Below are 17,538 nucleotides of genomic sequence, written 5' to 3' on the forward strand. Positions count from 1 at the left end.
GCCATGGCGGAGCTCCACCACAACGACGCCGACTCTCAAATGGCAAGCCTCAGCGCGAGAAACCGCTCCCCAACTGCGACCCCTTCTCCGGAGCCCCCAGCGCCTTCGGCCCGTAAGACACAACTCCCTCAGCGGTCAAACCGCCGGAGGCACCCCGCAGTACCCACACCGCACCCGCGTCGGTCGCGGTGCCGGCGCCGTCCTCCCCCGGGGCGCCGATGGCCAGGTCGTCCCGGCCGTCCTTGTCGGTGTCGCCGAAGGCCAGCGCCCCGCCGAAGCCGTCCCCGGCCTCGACAGCGCCGGGCACACCCGGGCTGCCCTGGTCCCAGTTCTTCGCGCCGGTGCCGGTCAGCCCGTTCTTGCCGCCGAGGAGCTGGACGACAGCGCCGGTGTCCTTGCCGCCGGCGCCGCTGCCGATGTCCTCACCGGGCACGCCGACGGCGATGTCGGCGTAGCCGTCACCGTTGACGTCACCGGCGGCGAGCGCCTTGCCGAACTCGTCACCGTCCTCGTTGACACCGGGTACGCCCGTGCTGTTCTGGTCGAGGGTCGCCGTCCGCTTGGCGCCCGGGCCCTCGGCCGAGCCGTAGAGGACCTTGAGCGTGCCGTGGTCGTACGGCAGGTTCTCCACGACACCGCCGGGGACGGTACGGATCACCAGGTCGCCGAAGCCGTCCTTGTTCACGTCGGCGATCACGCCGCTCTCCGCGGCCGTGGTGTTGGCGGACCCGGTGGCGAGCCCGTCCTTGCCGCCCCGGAAGAACTCGCTGCTCTCGGCCATCTCCTCGAACGCGTGAGTGGTGACGAGATCGTCGATGCCGTCACCGGTGACATCGCCCGCCGTCAGCGACGTCGGCCCGAACTCGTGCCCGGTCTCGCGCTGGTCCTCCTCGGCGGCCTTGCCGTCCCGGGTGAAGCCCCCGTACAGCACCTTCAGGCCCTTGTCGAAGTCCCCGGTGCCCACGGCGAGGTCGGGCTTCTCGTCGCCGTTGAAGTCCCCCGCGACCAGCCGGGTGACGTCCGTGACGCCGGACAGCTGCGAGGCGCTGGTGAGGCCCTTGCCCTTCTCGCCCCACAGCACGACGATGCCCTTGTTGGCACTGACGGCCAGGTCGGTGACGCCGTCACCGTCGAAGTCGCGCGCTGCCGAGTTGCGGCCGAAGTTCCCGTAGGTCTCCGCGTCCCCGGGCACTCCCGCCGAGTTGGCGCTGAACAACTGCCGGTGCGTGACGCTCGTGCCCGTCGCCGAGCCGTACGTCACGGTGAGGAAGCCCGCGTACTGGTGACCCGAGACGGTCGCCTTCCAGGCGCTCGCGACGGTGTCCGCGTAGCCGTCGCCGTCGAAGTCGCCCTTCGGCGCCGCGGCGCCGCCGGATATCGCGGCGGCACCGGAGGCCGTGGCCGGGTGGGACGGTGTCGCGTTCGCCGGTCCCATGGCGCAGGCGGTACCGGCCAGCAGCGCGGCCGTCACCCCGATGACGCGCGCTGCTGTGACGGTGGCCCGCGCCGTCGCGGTGGGACCGGGGGTCGGTCGGGGGGTGGCTTTGGTCTGGTGCACTCGTCCTCCTGTGTCGGTGCTCCGGTCCTCAGCAGCAGTGCGGTGAGCGGGAGTTGAGCCTGCGGGGACGGACCGGGACCGGGGCGCTTGTCTCGTCGGTGAGACACGCGAGGCGGGCCGAGGGTTGTGTCGAGAAGGCGGACAGGTTGCGCCGGGGTTGCGGCGGGGAGACGGGAGGGTGCCGAGACCGAGCTGTCCGGGCGGCCACGGGTTTCCCTTCGCATTTCCGTCCCCCCATTCGGCCGAAATAAGACGGGAAATCATTCAGTGCGTGACGGTTTTGTCCGGTTGCCGTGGCCTGCTGTGGCAAACTCCCGGAAAATTCCCTCTCGGCCGGGTCACCGTCTTTCTCGGATGTGCCCCTCAGACAGGACAGGAATTCTCGTGCGGGGAAAAACCTCACTCGTCGCAGGTGCCGTCATGGCCTTGGCCCTCGCCCTGTCCGGCTGCGCGGACGGCGGGACGGGCAAGGGCGGCGAGCACGCCAAGGAAGTCGAGGACGGCAAGAACCGCGAAGCCGTCGAGCGGCCCGAACGGGACCACGGCGCCGGCGCGAGCCCCGGCAAGGAGAGCGCCTCCTCCCGCCCGGACTCCTCGGCTGCTCCCTCGACGCGGTCCGCGCACCCCTCGGGCTCCTCGCACTCCTCGGCCGCGCCGGAGTCCGGCCCGGCCCGCGCGGACGCGAAGGGCTCGGACGGCCCCGCGTCCGGCGCGAGCGCGAGCACCGCCGACGGTGAGCGGGCGAGCGGGAACGGCACCGCCTCAAAGGCGCCCGGCGGCAAGCGCGGGATCGACGCGGTGCAGGGGACCTGGTACTTCCCCTACCTCGTCAAGGGCAAGCCCATCACCTTCACCGTCACAGGCGGCTCCTACACGTTCGCGGGCCAGGGCGCCAGCTGTTCCGGGCCCATTAGCCGCAGCCTGCGCATCTCCGTGACCTGCCGGGGGCTGAACCTGACCGGCCAGGCCAGGGTCAGCGAGGACGGCCGGACCCTCACGCTCGACTGGGACAACGGCAAGCCCGACCGGTTCACCCGCGCACAACCCAGGTGAGCCACAGGGAGGTTGGTCACAGCGCCGGGTGAGCTCCCCGGCGCTGCTCCGCACGCGCGAGGCCACCGGTAGGGTTGCCGAGGTTGTGTCCGGCCGGCCGCCGAGCGGTCGGCCGACGCCGTACCCGACCCCGTCGTACCGGAGACCGTGACTACCACTCCCACCACCCCCAGCAACAACCACCAGCTGTCTCCCGCCTTTCCCGGCCGTGCCCCCTGGGGTACGGCCAGCAAGCTGCGGGCCTGGCAGCAGGCGGCGATGGACGCATACCTGGAGCGGCAGCCGCGCGACTTCCTCGCCGTGGCCACGCCCGGCGCCGGTAAGACGACGTTCGCCCTCACCCTGGCCTCGTGGCTGCTGCACCACCACGTCGTCCAGCAGGTGACCGTGGTGGCGCCGACCGAGCATCTGAAGAAGCAGTGGGCCGAGGCGGCGGCCCGGATGGGGATCAGGCTGGACCCGGACTACAGCGCGGGCCCGCTGAGCCGGGAGTACCACGGCATCGCCATCACCTACGCCGGGGTGGGCGTACGGCCGATGCTGCACCGCAACCGCGTCGAGCAGCGCAAGACCCTCGTCATCCTCGACGAGATCCACCACGCGGGCGACAGCCGCTCCTGGGGCGAGGCGTGCCAGGAGGCGTTCGAGCCCGCCACCCGGCGCCTGGCCCTGACCGGTACGCCGTTCCGTTCGGACACCAACCCGATCCCCTTCGTGGAGTACGCCGAGGACGGCGAGGGCATCCGGCGGTCCGTCGCCGACTACACCTACGGCTACGGCGACGCGCTGGGCGACGGCGTGGTGCGCCCCGTCATCTTCCTCTCCTACAGCGGCAACATGCGCTGGCGCACCAAGGCCGGGGACGAGATCGAGGCCAGGCTCGGCGAGCCGCTGACCAAGGACGCCATCTCCCAGGCGTGGCGCACCGCGCTCGATCCGCGCGGCGAGTGGATGCCCGCCGTACTGCGCGCCGCCGACCACCGGCTGACCGAGGTCCGCAAATCGGTGCACGACGCGGGCGGCCTGGTCATCGCCTCCGACCAGGACTCGGCCCGTGCCTACGCCAAGCTGCTCCGCGAGATCACCGGCACCGGGCCGACCGTCGTCCTCTCCGACGACACCGGCGCCTCGCAGCGCATCGAGGACTTCCGTACCTCGCAGAACCCCGACGACCGCTGGATGGTCGCCGTCCGGATGGTCTCCGAGGGCGTGGACGTGCCCCGGCTGGCGGTCGGGGTGTACGCCACCACCGTCTCCACGCCGCTGTTCTTCGCCCAGGCCGTCGGCCGCTTCGTCCGCTCCCGGCGGCGCGGCGAGACGGCGTCCGTCTTCCTGCCGACCATCCCCACGCTGCTGACCTTCGCCAACGAGATGGAGGTCGAGCGCGACCACGTCCTCGACAAGCCGAAGAAGGGCGACGAGGACGACCCGTACGCGGAAGAGGCGGACCTGCTCAAGGAGGCCGAGCAGGAGAAGGACGAGGACACGGGCGAACAGGACCAGCTCCCCTTCGAGGCCCTGGAGTCCGACGCGGTCTTCGACCGGGTGATGTACGACGGCGCCGAATTCGGGATGCAGGCGCACCCCGGCAGCGAGGAGGAGCAGGACTACCTCGGCATTCCCGGGCTGCTGGAGCCCGACCAGGTGCAGTTGCTGCTCCAGAAGCGGCAGGCCCGGCAGATCGCGCACAGCAGGAAGAAGCCGGACAGCGAGGCGGACCTGCTGGAAATGCCCGCCGAAAAGCGTCCCGTGGTCACGCACAAGGAACTGCTGGAGAAACGCAAGCAGCTCAACAGCCTGGTCGGCGCGTATGTGCACCAAAGCGGCAAGCCGCACGGAGTCGTGCACAACGAACTGCGCCGGGTGTGCGGAGGCCCGCCCAGCGCCGAGGCGACAGTCGGCCAGATCGAGGCGCGCATCGCCAAGGTCCGGGAATGGGCGACCCGTATGAAGTAGCCCCCGGAAACAATTCCGACTCCGTATCTTTGGGATGTTTGCGGCGAATACGGTCGTCCCGAGACCGGATTCTGGACAGACTCTTCCGGTCAGCGGTGCTGCTCGCTAAGTTTCCCGGACACACGGCCCGTGGCGACGTCGCCACGGGCGGCCGGTTACCTCGATGACACTCAGCTTGCATCGCAACAGCTCTTGCCAGTGCCACCGCGACCGGCGGCCTCCAGCGCTGCGCTTGGGGTACCGACCCAGGCCAGGGGCCCGGGGCAGGTGACGCCAAACGCTCCCGCACCCGCGGCTGCCGTCACTCACCCGAGGGAGGGGGGCGTCGTGACTGCGGAGACTTCTCAGACGCTCGACCGAGGGCTGCGAGTCCTCAAATTACTGGCCGACACCGACCACGGCCTCACCGTCACCGAGCTGTCCAACAAGCTCGGCGTCAACCGCACCGTGGTCTACCGGCTGCTGGCCACCCTGGAGCAGCACGCCCTCGTCCGCCGCGACCTGGGCGGCCGCGCCCGGGTCGGGCTCGGCGTCCTGCGCCTGGGCCGGCAGGTCCACCCCCTGGTGCGGGAGGCCGCACTGCCCGCGCTGCGCTCCCTGGCCGAGGACGTGGGCGCAACCGCGCACCTCACCCTCGTCGACGGCACCGAGGCGCTGGCCGTCGCGGTGGTCGAGCCGAGCTGGACCGACTACCACGTCGCCTACCGTACGGGCTTCCGGCACCCCCTCGACCGGGGGGCCGCGGGCCGGGCGATACTCGCCGGGCGCGAGCCCGACAGCGAGCGCGGCGCCGGTTTCGTCCTCACCCACGGCGAACTGGAGGCGGGCGCCAGCGGTGCCGCGGCACCGGTGCTCGGGGTGAGCGGGATCGAGGGCAGCGTGGGCGTGGTGATGCTCTCCGAGACGGTGCCCGAACAGGTCGGCCACCGGGTGGTGCGGGCCGCCAACGAAGTGGCCGACGCGCTGCGCTGACCGTCGGCACACCCCGCCCCCGGCGATCGGGGGCGGGGTGTGCGCACGGCGCCGTCCGCCGGTCGATAGATTGCGGGGGTGACCGACGACCCGCGCCGCACCCGCCGCCGTACGCTCGCGCTCTGCGCGCTCCCCGTCGTCGCGCTGTTCGCGGTGGCGCTGCTCGCCCCGCTGCCGTACTCGCTCGCCCAGCCCGGCGAGACGGCGAACGTCCTCGGCCGCAGCGACGGCAAGCCCGTGATCGAGGTGAAGGGCGCCCGGACGCAGGACGAGGACAAGGGACGGCTGCTGTCCGTCACCATCGCCGCGACCCGGCCCGAGGCCGACGTACGGCTGGCCGACGTGGCGCGGGCCTGGTTCCGCGAGGACCGGGCCGTGATGCCCCGCGAGGCCGTCTATCCCGGCGACGGCGACGCCGAGGAGCGCATCTCCGAGGAGATGGAGGAGTCCCAGCACAAGGCCGTCACAGCCGCCCTGCGCCAGTTGCACCTGTCGCCGAAGGACGTCCACGTCAAGCTGCGGCTGGGCGACGTCGGCGGTCCCAGCGCCGGCCTGTTCTTCGCGCTCGGCATCATCGACAAGCTGGACGGGGACGGCGCGGGCCACGGCCTCACCGGCGGCCACACCGTCGCGGGAACCGGCACCATCACCCCGGGCGGCAAGGTGGGCGCGGTCGGCGGCGTACCGCTCAAGACGCAGGCGGCCCGCCGCGACGGCGCCACCTACTTCCTCGTCCCGAAGACCCAGTGCGCCGAGGCCGAGGCCCAGCGCCCCTCCGGACTCCGGCTGGTCCCGGTCGGCTCCCTGAAGGGCGCGCTGGACGCGCTGGAGGAGATCCGCACGGACGGCAAGGTACCCGGCTGCTGAGCGCGCCCCGAAGGGGCGCGGGGAACTGCGCGCGCAACCACAGCACTCCCGCACCCTGCGTCCCTCGGACAGGGGCACCCTCCTGATCAGACCCAGGAGAGGCCTCTCACGACCGGTCGCCCCCACCATCGGCCGCGGCCTGCCGCACCAGCGGAATCACGCGCAGCGGCACCGGGTTCTCCATGACGATCGCCGTGGAGGCGCGGACGATCCCCTCGATGCCGACGACCCGGTCGATCACCCGCTGGAGGTCCGCGTTCGAGCGGGCGACCAGCCGGCAGAGCATGTCGCCGCTGCCCGTCGTCGTGTGCAGCTCCAGCACCTCCGGCACCGTCGCCAGATGCGCCCGCACCTCGGCGCCCTGGCCCTGCCTGATCTCCAGCGTCGCGAACGCGGTCACCGGATAGCCCAGCGCCGCCGGATCGACCTGCGGCCCGAAGCCGCGGATCACGCCGCCGGAGGTGAGCCGGTCCAGCCGCGCCTGCGCCGTCCCCCGGGCGACACCGAGGCGCCGCGACAGCTCCAGCACCCCGATCCGGGGCTCTTCGGCGAGCAGCTCCAGCAGCCGCCCGTCCAGCCGGTCAATGCCCATGACATGCCTCTCGATGAGTGCCGGGGCCAGTCCGGCGGACACTGAACAGATTGTGCAAATCGTCCGCCATAAGCCCGCTACCACTGAACAATCTGCCCAGTGAAAACGCAAACTATTGCGCACCTTGTGGTCCGGGGAGACCCTGCGAACATGACAGAGACCACACAAGCGGCAACCCCGCAGACCGCACGGCAGGCAGACCCCTTCCCGGTCAAGGGGATGGACGCGGTCGTCTTCGCCGTCGGCAACGCGAAGCAGGCAGCCCACTACTACTCCACCGCCTTCGGCATGCGGGCCGTGGCCTACGCCGGCCCGGAGAACGGCAGCCGGGAGACGGCCAGCTATGTGCTGGAGTCCGGCTCTGCCCGGTTCGTGTTCACCTCCGTCATCCGCCCCACCACCGACTGGGGCCGCTTCCTGGCCGACCACGTCGCCGCACACGGCGACGGCGTCATCGACCTGGCCATCGAGGTCCCCGACGCCCGCGCCGCCTACGCGTACGCCGTCGAACATGGCGCCCGCGGCATCGAGGAGCCCTACGAGACCAAGGACGAGCACGGCACCGTCGTCCGGGCCGCCATCGCCACCTACGGAAAGACCCGCCACACCCTGGTCGAGCGCTCCGGCTACGACGGCCCCTACCTGCCCGGCTACGTCGCCATGGACCCCATCGTCCAGCCCGGCGAACGCCGCTTCTTCCAGGCCATCGACCATTGCGTCGGCAACGTCGAACTCGGCCGGATGAACGAGTGGGTGGAGTTCTACAACAAGGTCATGGGCTTCACCAACATGAAGGAGTTCGTCGGCGACGACATCGCCACCGAGTACTCCGCGCTGATGTCCAAGGTCGTGGCCGACGGCACGCTCAAGGTCAAATTCCCCATCAACGAGCCCGCCATCGCCAAGAAGAAGTCCCAGATCGACGAATACCTGGAGTTCTACGGCGGCGCGGGTGTCCAGCACATCGCGCTGGCCACCAACGACATCGTCTCCACGGTGCGGGGTATGCGGGCCGCGGGGGTCAAGTTCCTGGACACGCCCGATACCTATTACGACACGTTGGGGGAGTGGGCCGGTGAGACCCGGGTGCCGCTGGAGACCCTGCGCGAGCTGAAGATTCTCGTCGACCGGGACGAGGACGGGTATCTGTTGCAGATCTTCACGAAGCCGGTGCAGGATCGGCCGACCGTGTTTTTCGAGATCATTGAGCGGCATGGGTCGATGGGGTTCGGGAAGGGCAACTTCAAGGCGCTCTTCGAAGCCATCGAGAGGGAACAGGAATTGCGGGGCAACCTCTGAGAGGGTGCTGCCCTCCATTGGTTGAGGGCTCAGCCCTCTGACCCTCTTCCGTTGATGGGGGCTCCGCCCCCAAACCCCCGGGTCCTCGCCGGACGGGCGTTGGGGGGCTCCGCCCCCCAACGGCCCCCCGCTACGGGGGCTTCGCCCCCCTAGGAGCCCCCTTCCGCAACAGCACAATCCCGTAGACGTTCGCTCGTCCCGGCTTATGACTGAGGCCCTTGGACCTGTCGGTGACTCCCGCAGGGTCGTCACCGGCCGGTCCAAGGAGCCGCACCAATGAGGGGATGCTCGAAAGGCAATGGGGTGGTCCCATGCGGCAGGGGGGTCCTAGGGGGGCGAAGCCCACCTAGCTGTGTTGTTCGGGGAGGTTGGTGACGCGGCTGGCGGGGGTTTGGCCTTTGATGCCGGTGTGGGGTCGGTGGTGGTTGTACCAGTCGAGCCAGCCGGGAAACGTTGCTTGTCGTTCGGTTTCTGAGGTGTAGGGCCGCTGGTAGGCCCATTCTTCGAGCAGGGTGCGGTGGAAGCGTTCGACTTTGCCGTTGGTCTGGGGGCGCCAGGGGCGGGTGTAGCGGGGGCGGATGCCCAGGTCGTGGCAGGTGGTCTTCCAGGTTTTCTGGGTGTAGGCCCAGGCGTTGTCGGTCAGGACCCGTTCGATGGTGATGCCGTGGCGTGCGAACCAGGCGGTGGCCCGTCGGAGGAAGGCGGCGCAGGTGGGGGCCTTCTCATCGGGCAGGTTCTCGGTGTAGGCGAGGCGGGAGTGGTCGTCCAGGGCGGTGTGGAGGCAGGCGTATCCCTTTCCGTGGCGGCGGTCCTTGTTCGGGCTGTCGGCCCGGCCGTGGACCTTGTGGCCGCCGCCGTCGGGGATACGGCCGAGTTTCTTGACATCGATATGGACGAGTTCGCCGGGGCGGGAGCGTTCGTAGCGGCGGACGGGCTCGCCGGTGGCCCGGTCCAGGGCGGCCAGGGGAGGCATGCCGCAGCGGGCCAGGATGCGGTGGCAGGTGGAGGCGGCCGGCCCGGTGCGGGCGGCCAGGCGCAGGGGCCCGATACGGTGCTCGCGGCGCATGCGCACCACCTGCGCTTCTGTGGCGGGCGGGGTCTGTCCAGGGCAGTGACGCGGACGGCTGGAGCGGTCGTACAAGCCGGCCTCTCCCCGCTGCCGGTAGCGGGAAGCCCACCGGGCGGCGGTGGTGTGACTGACCTGGAAGCGTTCGGCAGCCTGGCGCAGCGGCCAGCCCTCCTCCACGACACAGCGAGCCAGACGCAGACGGCCGGTCGGGGTCAGCGGGGCATTACGGTGGATCACGAGGGCCTCCTGCACTCGGCGGTAGATGTCGCAATCCACACCGAGCCAGAAGGCCCTCACCCCGTTCAAGGACCACCCACAGCGTGTCACCTGTCACCAACCTCCCCGAACAACACACCTAGCGGGGGGCTGTTGGGGGGCGGAGCCCCCCGACACGACCACTCGGCGGCGAGCCGAAGCAACAAACGGGGCGTGCGTCCACAAGCGGCGGGCCACCCCGTGAGGGCCCCGTGCGTCCACAAGCGGGAGCACCCCCGAAGGGAGCGGCACCAAGGAGGGTTCCCTGGGACGGGTGGGGGTGTCAGGGTGAAGGGATGCGCGAGCTCATCAGGCGGCTCCAAAAGGGTTTGCCCTCCGACGCTGTGGTGACCGACCCCGACATCCTCCGCACGTACGCCAACGACATGGCCGGCTTCTGCCCCGCGGGGGCACCGGCCGCCCTCGTACTGCCCCACACGGTCGAGCAGGTGCAACACACCACGCGCACGGCGCACGCCCTCCGCGTCCCGGTCGTCCCGCAGGGCGCCCGCACGGGTCTGTCCGGCGCGGCCAACGCGACGGACGGCTGCATCCTGCTCTCCCTCACCCGTATGGACCGCATTCTGGAGATCAACCCGGTCGACCGGATCGCGGTCGTGGAGCCGGGCGTCGTCAACGCCCGGCTCTCCCACGCGGTGGCCGAGCACGGGCTGAGCTATCCGCCGGACCCCTCCAGCTGGGAGATGTGCACGATCGGCGGCAACATCGGCACCGGCTCGGGCGGCCTGTGCTGTGTGAAGTACGGCGTCACTGCCGAGTACGTGCTCGGCCTCGACGTCGTACTGGCCGACGGACGGCTGCTGTCCACCGGCCGCCGTACGGCGAAGGGGGTCGCGGGCTACGACCTCACCCGGCTGATCGTCGGCTCGGAGGGCAGCCTGGGCATCGTCGTACGGGCGACCCTCGCGCTGCGGGCGCAGCCGCCGCAACAGCTCGCGCTGGCCGCCGAGTTCCCCTCGGCGGCCGCGGCCTGCGACGCGGTGTGCCGAATCATGGAGGCGGGTCATACGCCCGCGCTGCTGGAGCTGATGGACCGCACCACGCTCCGCGCCGTCAACGAGCTGACGAAGATGGGCCTGCCCGAGACCACGGAGGCGCTGCTGCTCGCGGCCTTCGACACCCCGGACCCCGCGCCGCAGCTGCGAGCGGTGGGGGACCTGTGCGCGGCCGCGGGGGCGAGCGAGGTGGTGCCCGCCGAGGACGCCGCCGAGTCCGAACTGCTGCTGCAGGGGCGGCGGGCCGCGCTGACGGCGCTCGACGCGGTCAAGGGCACCTCGATGATCGACGACGTGTGCGTACCGCGCAGCCGGCTGGCCGAGATGCTGGAGGGCACGGCCGGGATCGCCGAGCGGTACGGGCTGACGATCGGCGTCTGCGCCCACGCCGGTGACGGCAACACGCACCCGACCGTCTGCTTCGACGCCGCCGACGAGGACGAGACCCGCCGCGCCCGCGAGTCGTTCGACGCCATCATGGAGCTGGGCCTTCAGCTGGGCGGGACGATCACCGGCGAGCACGGTGTCGGTCTGCTGAAGAAGGACTGGCTCGCGCGGGAGCTGGGCGACGTCAGCCTCGAACTCCACCGCGCCGTCAAGGCCGCCTTCGACCCGAGGGGCATCCTCAACCCCGGAAAGCTCTTCTGAGGGCCGGCCGGCCCGGCGGCAGACCGAGCCGGCCCTCCGAGCGGGCGGCCGGGGCGCGAGTCGGACGCCCGTGGCCGCCCCGGGCTCACCTCATCAGGTCGAGGTACCACTGACCGTTCTCGTCGCTCCAGCACGCGTAGCCCGCGTACTGGTGCAGGCCATCGGTGAACACCTTGCCCCAGTCGTGGCAGTGCTGGAGGCTGTTGACCTTGTAGGTCATGTCCGGCACACCGTCCCCCGGCGTGCCCGGACCGTCGGCCAGGGCGGAACCCGCCGTCATACCGGAGAAGGCGGCGACACCGGCGACGACCAGGGCGAGCTTCGTGAACTTCTTACGCATCTCTCTCCTCTTGCGTGTTGCTGAGGGCCATACGTCACGTTCGATGGCGGGCCCGGCGGAAAAGTTCACGGCGCGGGGAAATCCAGCAGTTCGCTCAACTGCTCGTCCAGGCTCAGAGCCTCCAGTTCGCTGCCCTCCGGTACCAGTCCCAGCGTCCGCTCCAGCCAGGCCGCCACCACGTGCGAGGGCGCCTCCAGCAGCGCGTCGCCGTTGGGCGAGCTGAGCGCGAGGCACACGACGTTGCGCCCCGCCACGCACGTCGGCCACACCCGCACATCGCCGTCCCCGCACGGCTGTGAGACCCCCTCCACCAGCAGTTCGCGCGCGAACGTCCAGTGCACGGGGGTCTCGGAGTAGATGTGGAAGGTCATGTGGACCGCGTACGGATCGTCGGTGCGGTAGCTGAGCCGTGCCGGTACGGCCACGCTGCGCTCCGGTGCGAGGACGAGCCTCATCTCCACTTCGCGTTCGATGGCGGTGTCCATAGGTGCGCCCTTTCCTGTTCCCCTGTTCCCCGGTGCGGACCGCCGGAAGAGGCCCGCACAGGGGAAGAGGCCGCCGGGCACGGTTTCTTACACGGGTTCGCGGAGTTTTTCGCCGGGCGTTGCCGGAACGCCGCCTCCGGGGCGCCGCCCGCGGCCGGCACAGGTGGCGGGGACGGTGAGCGTGGCGAGGACGGCGAGGGCGGCGTATGGGCACGGGTTTTCCGCCTGGTCGGGTGACGGGTCGCGGGGCGGCCCGGGGTCGCTCGAAGGCGGCTTACCCGCCGTCTGCTTCCTCCCCACGCGGTCTTCTTCGTTACTGTCCTCCTTACCGTCCTTCTCGGCCAGACGGAGGACAGGTGGTCGATCCCGCCGCACCGCGAGCGGCGGGCCGCGTGGCCGCGCAGCCGTGGCCTGGTCAAGAGCGTCGTGCGTGAGGGGAGTTGGGGGTTGTGGGACCCTCCGGTACTCATGGTGAGGTACCCCGTGCCGGGTACTATCCGGATCCGTCCATCCCCGGATACATCCGCTACTGGAACGGTTCGTCCTGGGTACCGGGCACCAGCCGCCCGGAGCCACGGGAGGGTGAACCCATGCCGGCGCCGCCGCCCGTGGCGTCCTCGCCCGCCACTGCTCCGGCGCCTCCCGCCACCGCCGACCAGGAGGGCCCCGCGGGGCCGCCCAGCCCCCGGCGCTCGTCCTCGGACGAGACAGGGCCGGTCTTCCTCGACGAGGACGGCGAAGGGGACGGGGACACGCCCCGTGCACCGGGCCTGAGGCAGCCGTCGCCCGGACCGGAGCCCGCCGCGCCCCAGGGCGCGTTCGGACCACCGGCGGCCGACCCGCGCGGCAGCTGGGGCAACGAGGGCCACGCCCCGGGCCGTACGGGACGGGAGGCGGGGCCGCCCGCAGCGGCGAGCAGTCCCGAGGCCGCATCCGAGCCCCCGGGCCGGGGCGGGCGCGAACAGACGGTGGGACTGCGCCGTTCCGAGGTGCTCCGCAGCGGCGACCGGTCCCCGGCGGCAGGCGTTCCCGCGCAGTCCTCTGCCGCCCCGGACAGCGCCCCCGAGCGGCCGGGCGGCACGCCGGAGCGCCCCGGCGGCGCCTCGGAACCGGGCACACCGGGCACACCGGGCGCGCCGGCCGCGTCCCCCGCTTCGGCTCCCGCTGCCCGGGTGCCGGGCCAGGCGCCCGCGGCCCGCCAGGAGCAGACCCCGGCCCCGGCCTCGGCTCCTGCCGCCGGAGGGGCGGGCGAGCGGCCCCAGCAGGGCGGCGCGGGCATCGTTCCGGCCCAGGGGCAGCCCTCCGAGACCGGCGGCTCCTCCCCAGGCGCTCCCTCGGTGTCCCCGGGCCCGGGCCGGACCCAGTCGGCCCGGCCGACCCAGGCAGCCCAGTCAGCTCAGCCCGCCCAGTCGGCCCAGCCCGCCCAGGCAGCCGCCTCCGGCGCCCTGGAGGGGACCGGGGCCGGTCAGCCGGCGCCCGGCGGTCAGGAGCCGTCCGGCTCCGCGAGGCCCGGCGGCGCGGCCCGGACAGCGGTCGACGCCGGTCCTGCCGGGCCGCCCGCCCGGCAGGACCAGCCCACCGCCGTGCCGGGGCAGCAGGCCCTGCCGGGGCGGCAGAGTAGGCCCGGCCGGCAGGGGCCGCCCGCGGCAGCGGGACCGGCCGCCGGGACCGTGCCCGGACAGAGCCCGGCAGCGGCAGGGCAGCAGGGCACCCCGCAACCGGGTGCTCCCCAGGGTTCGGCCGTCCCCTCCTGGTCGCAGCCTGCCGGGCTCCCGGCGCAGCCGCCGTCCGGTGGCCCTGACGCGGTCACCCCGTGGCGGCCGCCGGCCGATGACCCGTTCGCGCGGGCGGCGCGCCAGGAGGCCAGGCCCGGTGCGCTGGGCAAGCGGCTGGGCGCCCGGCTCGTCGACCTCGTCCTCACGCTGGGGGTGGGCGCGGCGGCCGCGTTCCCGTTCGTGGGCCGGACGGTGGACCACATCAACGCCAAGATCGACGCGGTCGAGCAGGCGGGCGTGACCCAGCGGGTGTGGCTGATCGACGGCACCACCGGCCTCTATCTGGCCGTGGTCGTGGGCGCTCTGCTGGTGTTCGGGCTGCTCTACGAGGTGCTGCCGACGGCCCGTTGGGGCCGGACGCTCGGCAAGAAGCTGTTCGGGCTCTCGGTGGTGAACATCGAGGGGTACGGGAAGCCCGCCTTCGGCAAGTCCCTGGTGCGCTGGCTGGTGCAGGGCGTGCTGGGTCTGCTGGCGGTGGGGCTGGTCAACGTCGTGTGGTGCCTGTTCGACCGCCCCTGGCGGCAGTGCTGGCACGACAAGGTGGCCGGTACGTTCGTCGCCAAGGGCAGTGCAGGCGACGGCGAACTCAGGCTGTGAGGCCGTCCCTCGAACGGCCCCGCCCCGGATGCGGCGGGGCCGCGGGGCCTGTGCACTCGGGCCATGAGCACGGAGCAGCCGGAGAACGACCCGTTCCGCAAGCCGGGGGAGCCGCGGGAGCCCGGTCCTGAGCAGCCCGGTCAACAGCCCGGGGCGGAGTCACCGCCGCCGGGCGGGCCGGGAATGCCGTACGGCAACCCGCCGCCGCCTCCCTCGGGCGGCGGTCCCGCAGGCGGTCCGGGCGAGGGTTACGGCGGCGGCTACGGGAGTCCGTACGACAACCCCTACGGCGGTCCCACGGGCGCTGCCGACCCGCTGGCGGGGATGGCGCCGCTGGCCTCCCGGGGCAAGCGGCTGCTGGCGCGGATCATCGACGCGCTGCTGATCGCGATTCCGATCGGCATCATCGCGGGGGTGGTCGAGGGGGGCTATTCGACCGACACCGGGATCAGCTACTGGCCTCAGTTCAGCTACACGCTCGTCTACTTCCTCTACGAGGGCCTGATGCTGACGAACTCGGGGCAGACGGTCGGCAAGAAGCTGATGCGGATCAGGGTGGCCATGCTGCAGAACGGCGCGGTGCCCGCGGGCGCGCCCGGCTGGCTGCGGGTCGCCGTCTACCAGATTCCGCCGCTGGTGCCGTGTGTGGGTTCGCTGTTCTGGCTGGTGAACGTGCTCTTCTGCACCTGGGACAAGCCGTATCAGCAGTGTTTGCACGACAAGGCGGCCCGCACGGTGGTGGTCGCGGCGGACTGAGCCCCTGCCCTCGGTGTGCGGCCGGTCGCGCCGCTCGGGTCAGCGCCGGGCTCCCAGGCCCGCTGTCGCCGCGGGCGCCGAGGCCGTCGAGGCCGGGTACTGGGTCCGGTGCCGGGCCGGGACGGGGTCGGGCCGGGTGGCCGCGGCGGGAGCGCCGGCTGCGGCGTCCACGGGGGCAACGGCCTTGCGCCGTGCGGCGGTCGGCCTGACGGCGGGTGCGGTCAGTGCCACCAGCAGGCCAAGTGCGAGGGCCACGAACGCGATCACGGCGATCCAGACGCCTGAACGGGTCTCGGAGAGCAGCAGCATGGCGAGCGTGGAGCACATGACGGTGGCCGAGCCGTAGGCGAGTTGGGCGGGGTTCGGACGCGGCATGGCGGATCCGTCCTCGGGGGTGTGGGCACGGTCTGAACGGGTGAACGGGTCGTTCTGCGCTACGCGTTGCCTCGGTACAAACGGGGCGCCATCGAACGACTCTACGGTCCGGCATGCCCCGGCGGAAAGTGCGGCAAGCGTGAGGTGACCCACGCCTTGGTTGCACGGGGGGCGCACTGACGCACAGGGCCCGGGCCGTCCCAACTGGCGGACAGGAACGGGGTCTTGCGCGAGTCGCGCGGGACTCGTGTCCGGCGCCGGGGGCAACGGTGGCTCACCGCCGGCGCTTGCGCTCCGTACCGATGTTCGCACCCGCTATCTGATGGGGAGTTGGGGATTCCGCTTCCACGGCCGGTCGTGCTGACTCCGCTTGTTGTCAGCGGTTGGCCCAATGACGGCACGGAAAGTAGTGGCCGCTTCAACGACCGCAGATAAATCGCCCAAAACCGGCGAAACCCGTACACAGAACGGTGTCATTACGGACGGTGAAGATGGCGTGAAGATCCACAAACGGGTGGTCGGGCACAGGTGATCGACGGCCATGCAACCTAGGTATGAATTTGTTTGCATCGTTGCAGGTCAAAACATGATCATCCGTTACCCCCTGGCGATCGGCGCTCGATCGCGTTTAGATGCACGGTGGGGCTGCCTCGAGGCGGCCCCGTATCGACCGACCCGAACGAGTCTCACGGGGGAGATGGTGATCATGTCAGGAGGCGGATTCGTCAGGCTTCCGGACGGCAGCGTGATCGTCGCGCTGACGCTTCCGGTGCCGCGCGAGCCGCACGGCGCCTCGGCCGGTGCCGCCGACGCCGCTGCCCCGGGCACGCGGAGTGCAGGCGTGCCCACAGCGCGCCGCTCGGGGCTGCTGCCGGCCTCGCGGCGCTGGTCGGCGTTCGCGGACGAACCGCACACGGTGCGTGAGGCGACGGTCCGCAGACCCGGCGAGGAACAGAGAGTCCGGGTGCTGGTGCACGCGGGCAACCGGGCCCGGGCCCTGACCAGGCTCCGGAACCTGGGGCTGCGCGCGATCTATCTGCGGGGCAACGCGGAGCCGCCCACGGCCGACGAGGTGACGGCGGTGCTGCACCACCCCGAGGGCCTGGTCTGGCGCGCGGTCCCCGACGACGACCGCGATTCCTGGCGCCCCATCGCCGCCCTCCTCCGGGTGACCCCGGCCTAGGGCCGGGGCGCCCCGGCCGGGGAGCCCTGAAAGGGCGCGACGCTACGCCGGGGCGACCACCGGCTTGCCGGTCAGCTCCACCCCGGCCCCGCGAAGCTCGTCCAGCGCCCGCTGAACGCTCTCCTCGGCGACCCCCGCGGTCAGATCCAGCAGCACCTGCGTACGGAAGCCCTCCCGCGCCGCGTCCAGCGCGGTCTCGCGTACGCAGTGGTCGGTGGCGATGCCGACGATGTCGACCTCGGTCACGTCCCGCTCGCGCAGCCAGTCGGCGAGCGGGACGCCGTTCTCGTCGGCGCCCTCGAAGCCGCTGTAGGCGGCGGTGTAGGCCCCCTTGTCGAAGACCGCCTCGATGGAGCCCGAGGCGACCGCGGGGGTGAAGTTGGGGTGGAAGCCCACGCCCTCGGTGCCCGCCACGCAGTGCGGCGGCCAGGAGCGCTGGAAGTCCGGGTCGGCCGAGAAGTGGTCGCCGGGGTCGATGTGCGTGTCCCGGGTGGCCACGACGTGGCGGTAGCCGGCGGAGGCGTCCCCGACCAGGTCGGTGATGGCGGCCGCGACGTCGGCGCCGCCCGCGACGGCGAGGCTGCCGCCTTCGCAGAAGTCGTTCTGCACGTCCACGACGATCAGTGCCCGGTGCATGGTGCACACCTTTCGGCTGGTGGGTGTCGATTACGAGCCTAGACACTCGAGGGGCCCGGCGGCAGTGGAAGAACGCCGCCAGGAGGGCCCTTCCCGTATCCGGGAG

At 71.8% G+C, this 17,538-nt stretch carries 16 protein-coding genes; 9 read left to right on the plus strand and 7 right to left on the minus strand.

Features of this window, described 5'->3' with window-relative positions; genetic code table 11:
• Positions 1-49: 49 nt before the first annotated feature.
• Positions 50-1,558: an FG-GAP-like repeat-containing protein gene (locus tag HC362_RS20980; RefSeq protein WP_243085559.1), complete on the minus strand. Its 1,509-nt coding sequence runs from the start codon at positions 1,556-1,558 to the stop codon at positions 50-52.
• A 420-nt stretch (positions 1,559-1,978) separates the two neighbouring features.
• On the opposite strand from HC362_RS20980, the gene HC362_RS20985 reads away from it, so the two are divergent.
• The 4 genes from HC362_RS20985 (at position 1,979) to HC362_RS21000 (ending at position 6,406) form a co-directional block, all read left to right on the plus strand.
• Complete coding sequence (locus HC362_RS20985; protein ID WP_243085560.1) at positions 1,979-2,611, plus strand: hypothetical protein; 633 nt, start codon at positions 1,979-1,981, stop codon at positions 2,609-2,611.
• Between the two features lie 147 nt (positions 2,612-2,758).
• Positions 2,759-4,567: a DEAD/DEAH box helicase gene (locus HC362_RS20990; RefSeq protein ID WP_243085561.1), complete on the plus strand. Its 1,809-nt coding sequence runs from the start codon at positions 2,759-2,761 to the stop codon at positions 4,565-4,567.
• Positions 4,568-4,894: 327 nt separating this feature from the next.
• Positions 4,895-5,539, plus strand: a complete 645-nt coding sequence (locus HC362_RS20995) for a helix-turn-helix domain-containing protein (RefSeq protein ID WP_243085562.1) — start codon at positions 4,895-4,897, stop codon at positions 5,537-5,539.
• Positions 5,540-5,617: 78 nt separating this feature from the next.
• On the plus strand, positions 5,618-6,406 hold the full coding sequence (locus tag HC362_RS21000; protein ID WP_243085563.1) for a S16 family serine protease: 789 nt from the start codon (positions 5,618-5,620) through the stop codon (positions 6,404-6,406).
• A gap of 106 nt (positions 6,407-6,512) precedes the next feature.
• On the opposite strand, the gene HC362_RS21005 is transcribed toward HC362_RS21000, so the two are convergent.
• Entirely contained in the window at positions 6,513-6,998 is a 486-nt protein-coding gene (locus HC362_RS21005) for an Lrp/AsnC family transcriptional regulator (RefSeq protein ID WP_243088734.1), read from the minus strand.
• A gap of 150 nt (positions 6,999-7,148) precedes the next feature.
• On the opposite strand from HC362_RS21005, the gene hppD reads away from it, so the two are divergent.
• Positions 7,149-8,297: a 4-hydroxyphenylpyruvate dioxygenase gene (gene hppD / locus HC362_RS21010; protein WP_243085564.1), complete on the plus strand. Its 1,149-nt coding sequence runs from the start codon at positions 7,149-7,151 to the stop codon at positions 8,295-8,297.
• A 346-nt stretch (positions 8,298-8,643) separates the two neighbouring features.
• Here the strand turns inward: hppD and HC362_RS21015 are convergent, their stop codons facing one another.
• A complete protein-coding gene (locus HC362_RS21015; RefSeq protein ID WP_243084240.1) occupies positions 8,644-9,603 on the minus strand; it encodes an IS481 family transposase in 960 nt (319 codons plus the stop codon).
• A gap of 314 nt (positions 9,604-9,917) precedes the next feature.
• Between HC362_RS21015 and HC362_RS21020 the strand changes: the two genes are divergently transcribed.
• Positions 9,918-11,285 (plus strand): FAD-linked oxidase C-terminal domain-containing protein, encoded by a 1,368-nt coding sequence (locus tag HC362_RS21020; RefSeq protein WP_243085565.1) that lies wholly within the window; start codon positions 9,918-9,920, stop codon positions 11,283-11,285.
• 85 nt (positions 11,286-11,370) lie between these two features.
• Here HC362_RS21020 and HC362_RS21025 read toward each other — a convergent pair whose 3' ends face one another.
• Positions 11,371-11,625: a hypothetical protein gene (locus tag HC362_RS21025; RefSeq protein WP_209263614.1), complete on the minus strand. Its 255-nt coding sequence runs from the start codon at positions 11,623-11,625 to the stop codon at positions 11,371-11,373.
• Positions 11,626-11,690: 65 nt separating this feature from the next.
• On the minus strand, positions 11,691-12,110 hold the full coding sequence (locus HC362_RS21030) for an SsgA family sporulation/cell division regulator (RefSeq protein ID WP_243085566.1): 420 nt from the start codon (positions 12,108-12,110) through the stop codon (positions 11,691-11,693).
• Positions 12,111-12,700: 590 nt separating this feature from the next.
• Here HC362_RS21030 and HC362_RS21035 point away from each other — a divergent pair.
• Both HC362_RS21035 and HC362_RS21040 read left to right on the plus strand, forming a co-directional pair.
• Positions 12,701-14,482 (plus strand): RDD family protein, encoded by a 1,782-nt coding sequence (locus tag HC362_RS21035; RefSeq protein ID WP_243085567.1) that lies wholly within the window; start codon positions 12,701-12,703, stop codon positions 14,480-14,482.
• A gap of 63 nt (positions 14,483-14,545) precedes the next feature.
• The gene (locus tag HC362_RS21040; protein ID WP_243085568.1) at positions 14,546-15,238 is read left to right on the plus strand and encodes an RDD family protein; all 693 of its coding nucleotides are present in this window, start codon (positions 14,546-14,548) and stop codon (positions 15,236-15,238) included.
• Positions 15,239-15,277: 39 nt separating this feature from the next.
• On the opposite strand, the gene HC362_RS21045 is transcribed toward HC362_RS21040, so the two are convergent.
• Entirely contained in the window at positions 15,278-15,613 is a 336-nt protein-coding gene (locus HC362_RS21045) for a hypothetical protein (RefSeq protein ID WP_243085569.1), read from the minus strand.
• Between the two features lie 916 nt (positions 15,614-16,529).
• On the opposite strand from HC362_RS21045, the gene HC362_RS21050 reads away from it, so the two are divergent.
• Positions 16,530-16,796, plus strand: coding sequence for a hypothetical protein (locus tag HC362_RS21050; RefSeq protein ID WP_243088735.1), 267 nt, complete (start codon positions 16,530-16,532; stop codon positions 16,794-16,796).
• A 42-nt stretch (positions 16,797-16,838) separates the two neighbouring features.
• On the opposite strand, the gene HC362_RS21055 is transcribed toward HC362_RS21050, so the two are convergent.
• Positions 16,839-17,432 carry an isochorismatase family protein gene (locus HC362_RS21055; protein ID WP_243085570.1) on the minus strand — a complete coding sequence of 198 codons (594 nt, stop codon included), beginning with the start codon at positions 17,430-17,432 and terminating at the stop codon, positions 16,839-16,841.
• Positions 17,433-17,538 lie beyond the last annotated feature (106 nt).

Origin of the sequence: Streptomyces sp. 891-h, from assembly GCF_022760275.1 — a bacterium.
GTDB lineage: Bacteria > Actinomycetota > Actinomycetes > Streptomycetales > Streptomycetaceae > Streptomyces > Streptomyces spirodelae.

What these genes read in the sequence shown, in the direction of transcription:
- HC362_RS20985 (WP_243085560.1), top strand. Translation starts at nt 1,979, where the DNA reads ATGGCCTTGGCCCTCGCCCTGTCCGGCTGCGCGGACGGCGGGACGGGC.
- HC362_RS21005 (WP_243088734.1), bottom strand. Translation starts at nt 6,998, where the DNA reads ATGGGCATTGACCGGCTGGACGGGCGGCTGCTGGAGCTGCTCGCCGAA.
- hppD (WP_243085564.1), top strand. Translation starts at nt 7,149, where the DNA reads ATGACAGAGACCACACAAGCGGCAACCCCGCAGACCGCACGGCAGGCA.
- HC362_RS21020 (WP_243085565.1), top strand. Translation starts at nt 9,918, where the DNA reads ATGCGCGAGCTCATCAGGCGGCTCCAAAAGGGTTTGCCCTCCGACGCT.
- HC362_RS21025 (WP_209263614.1), bottom strand. Translation starts at nt 11,625, where the DNA reads ATGCGTAAGAAGTTCACGAAGCTCGCCCTGGTCGTCGCCGGTGTCGCC.
- HC362_RS21030 (WP_243085566.1), bottom strand. Translation starts at nt 12,110, where the DNA reads ATGGACACCGCCATCGAACGCGAAGTGGAGATGAGGCTCGTCCTCGCA.
- HC362_RS21035 (WP_243085567.1), top strand. Translation starts at nt 12,701, where the DNA reads ATGCCGGCGCCGCCGCCCGTGGCGTCCTCGCCCGCCACTGCTCCGGCG.
- HC362_RS21040 (WP_243085568.1), top strand. Translation starts at nt 14,546, where the DNA reads ATGAGCACGGAGCAGCCGGAGAACGACCCGTTCCGCAAGCCGGGGGAG.
- HC362_RS21045 (WP_243085569.1), bottom strand. Translation starts at nt 15,613, where the DNA reads ATGCCGCGTCCGAACCCCGCCCAACTCGCCTACGGCTCGGCCACCGTC.
- HC362_RS21055 (WP_243085570.1), bottom strand. Translation starts at nt 17,432, where the DNA reads ATGCACCGGGCACTGATCGTCGTGGACGTGCAGAACGACTTCTGCGAA.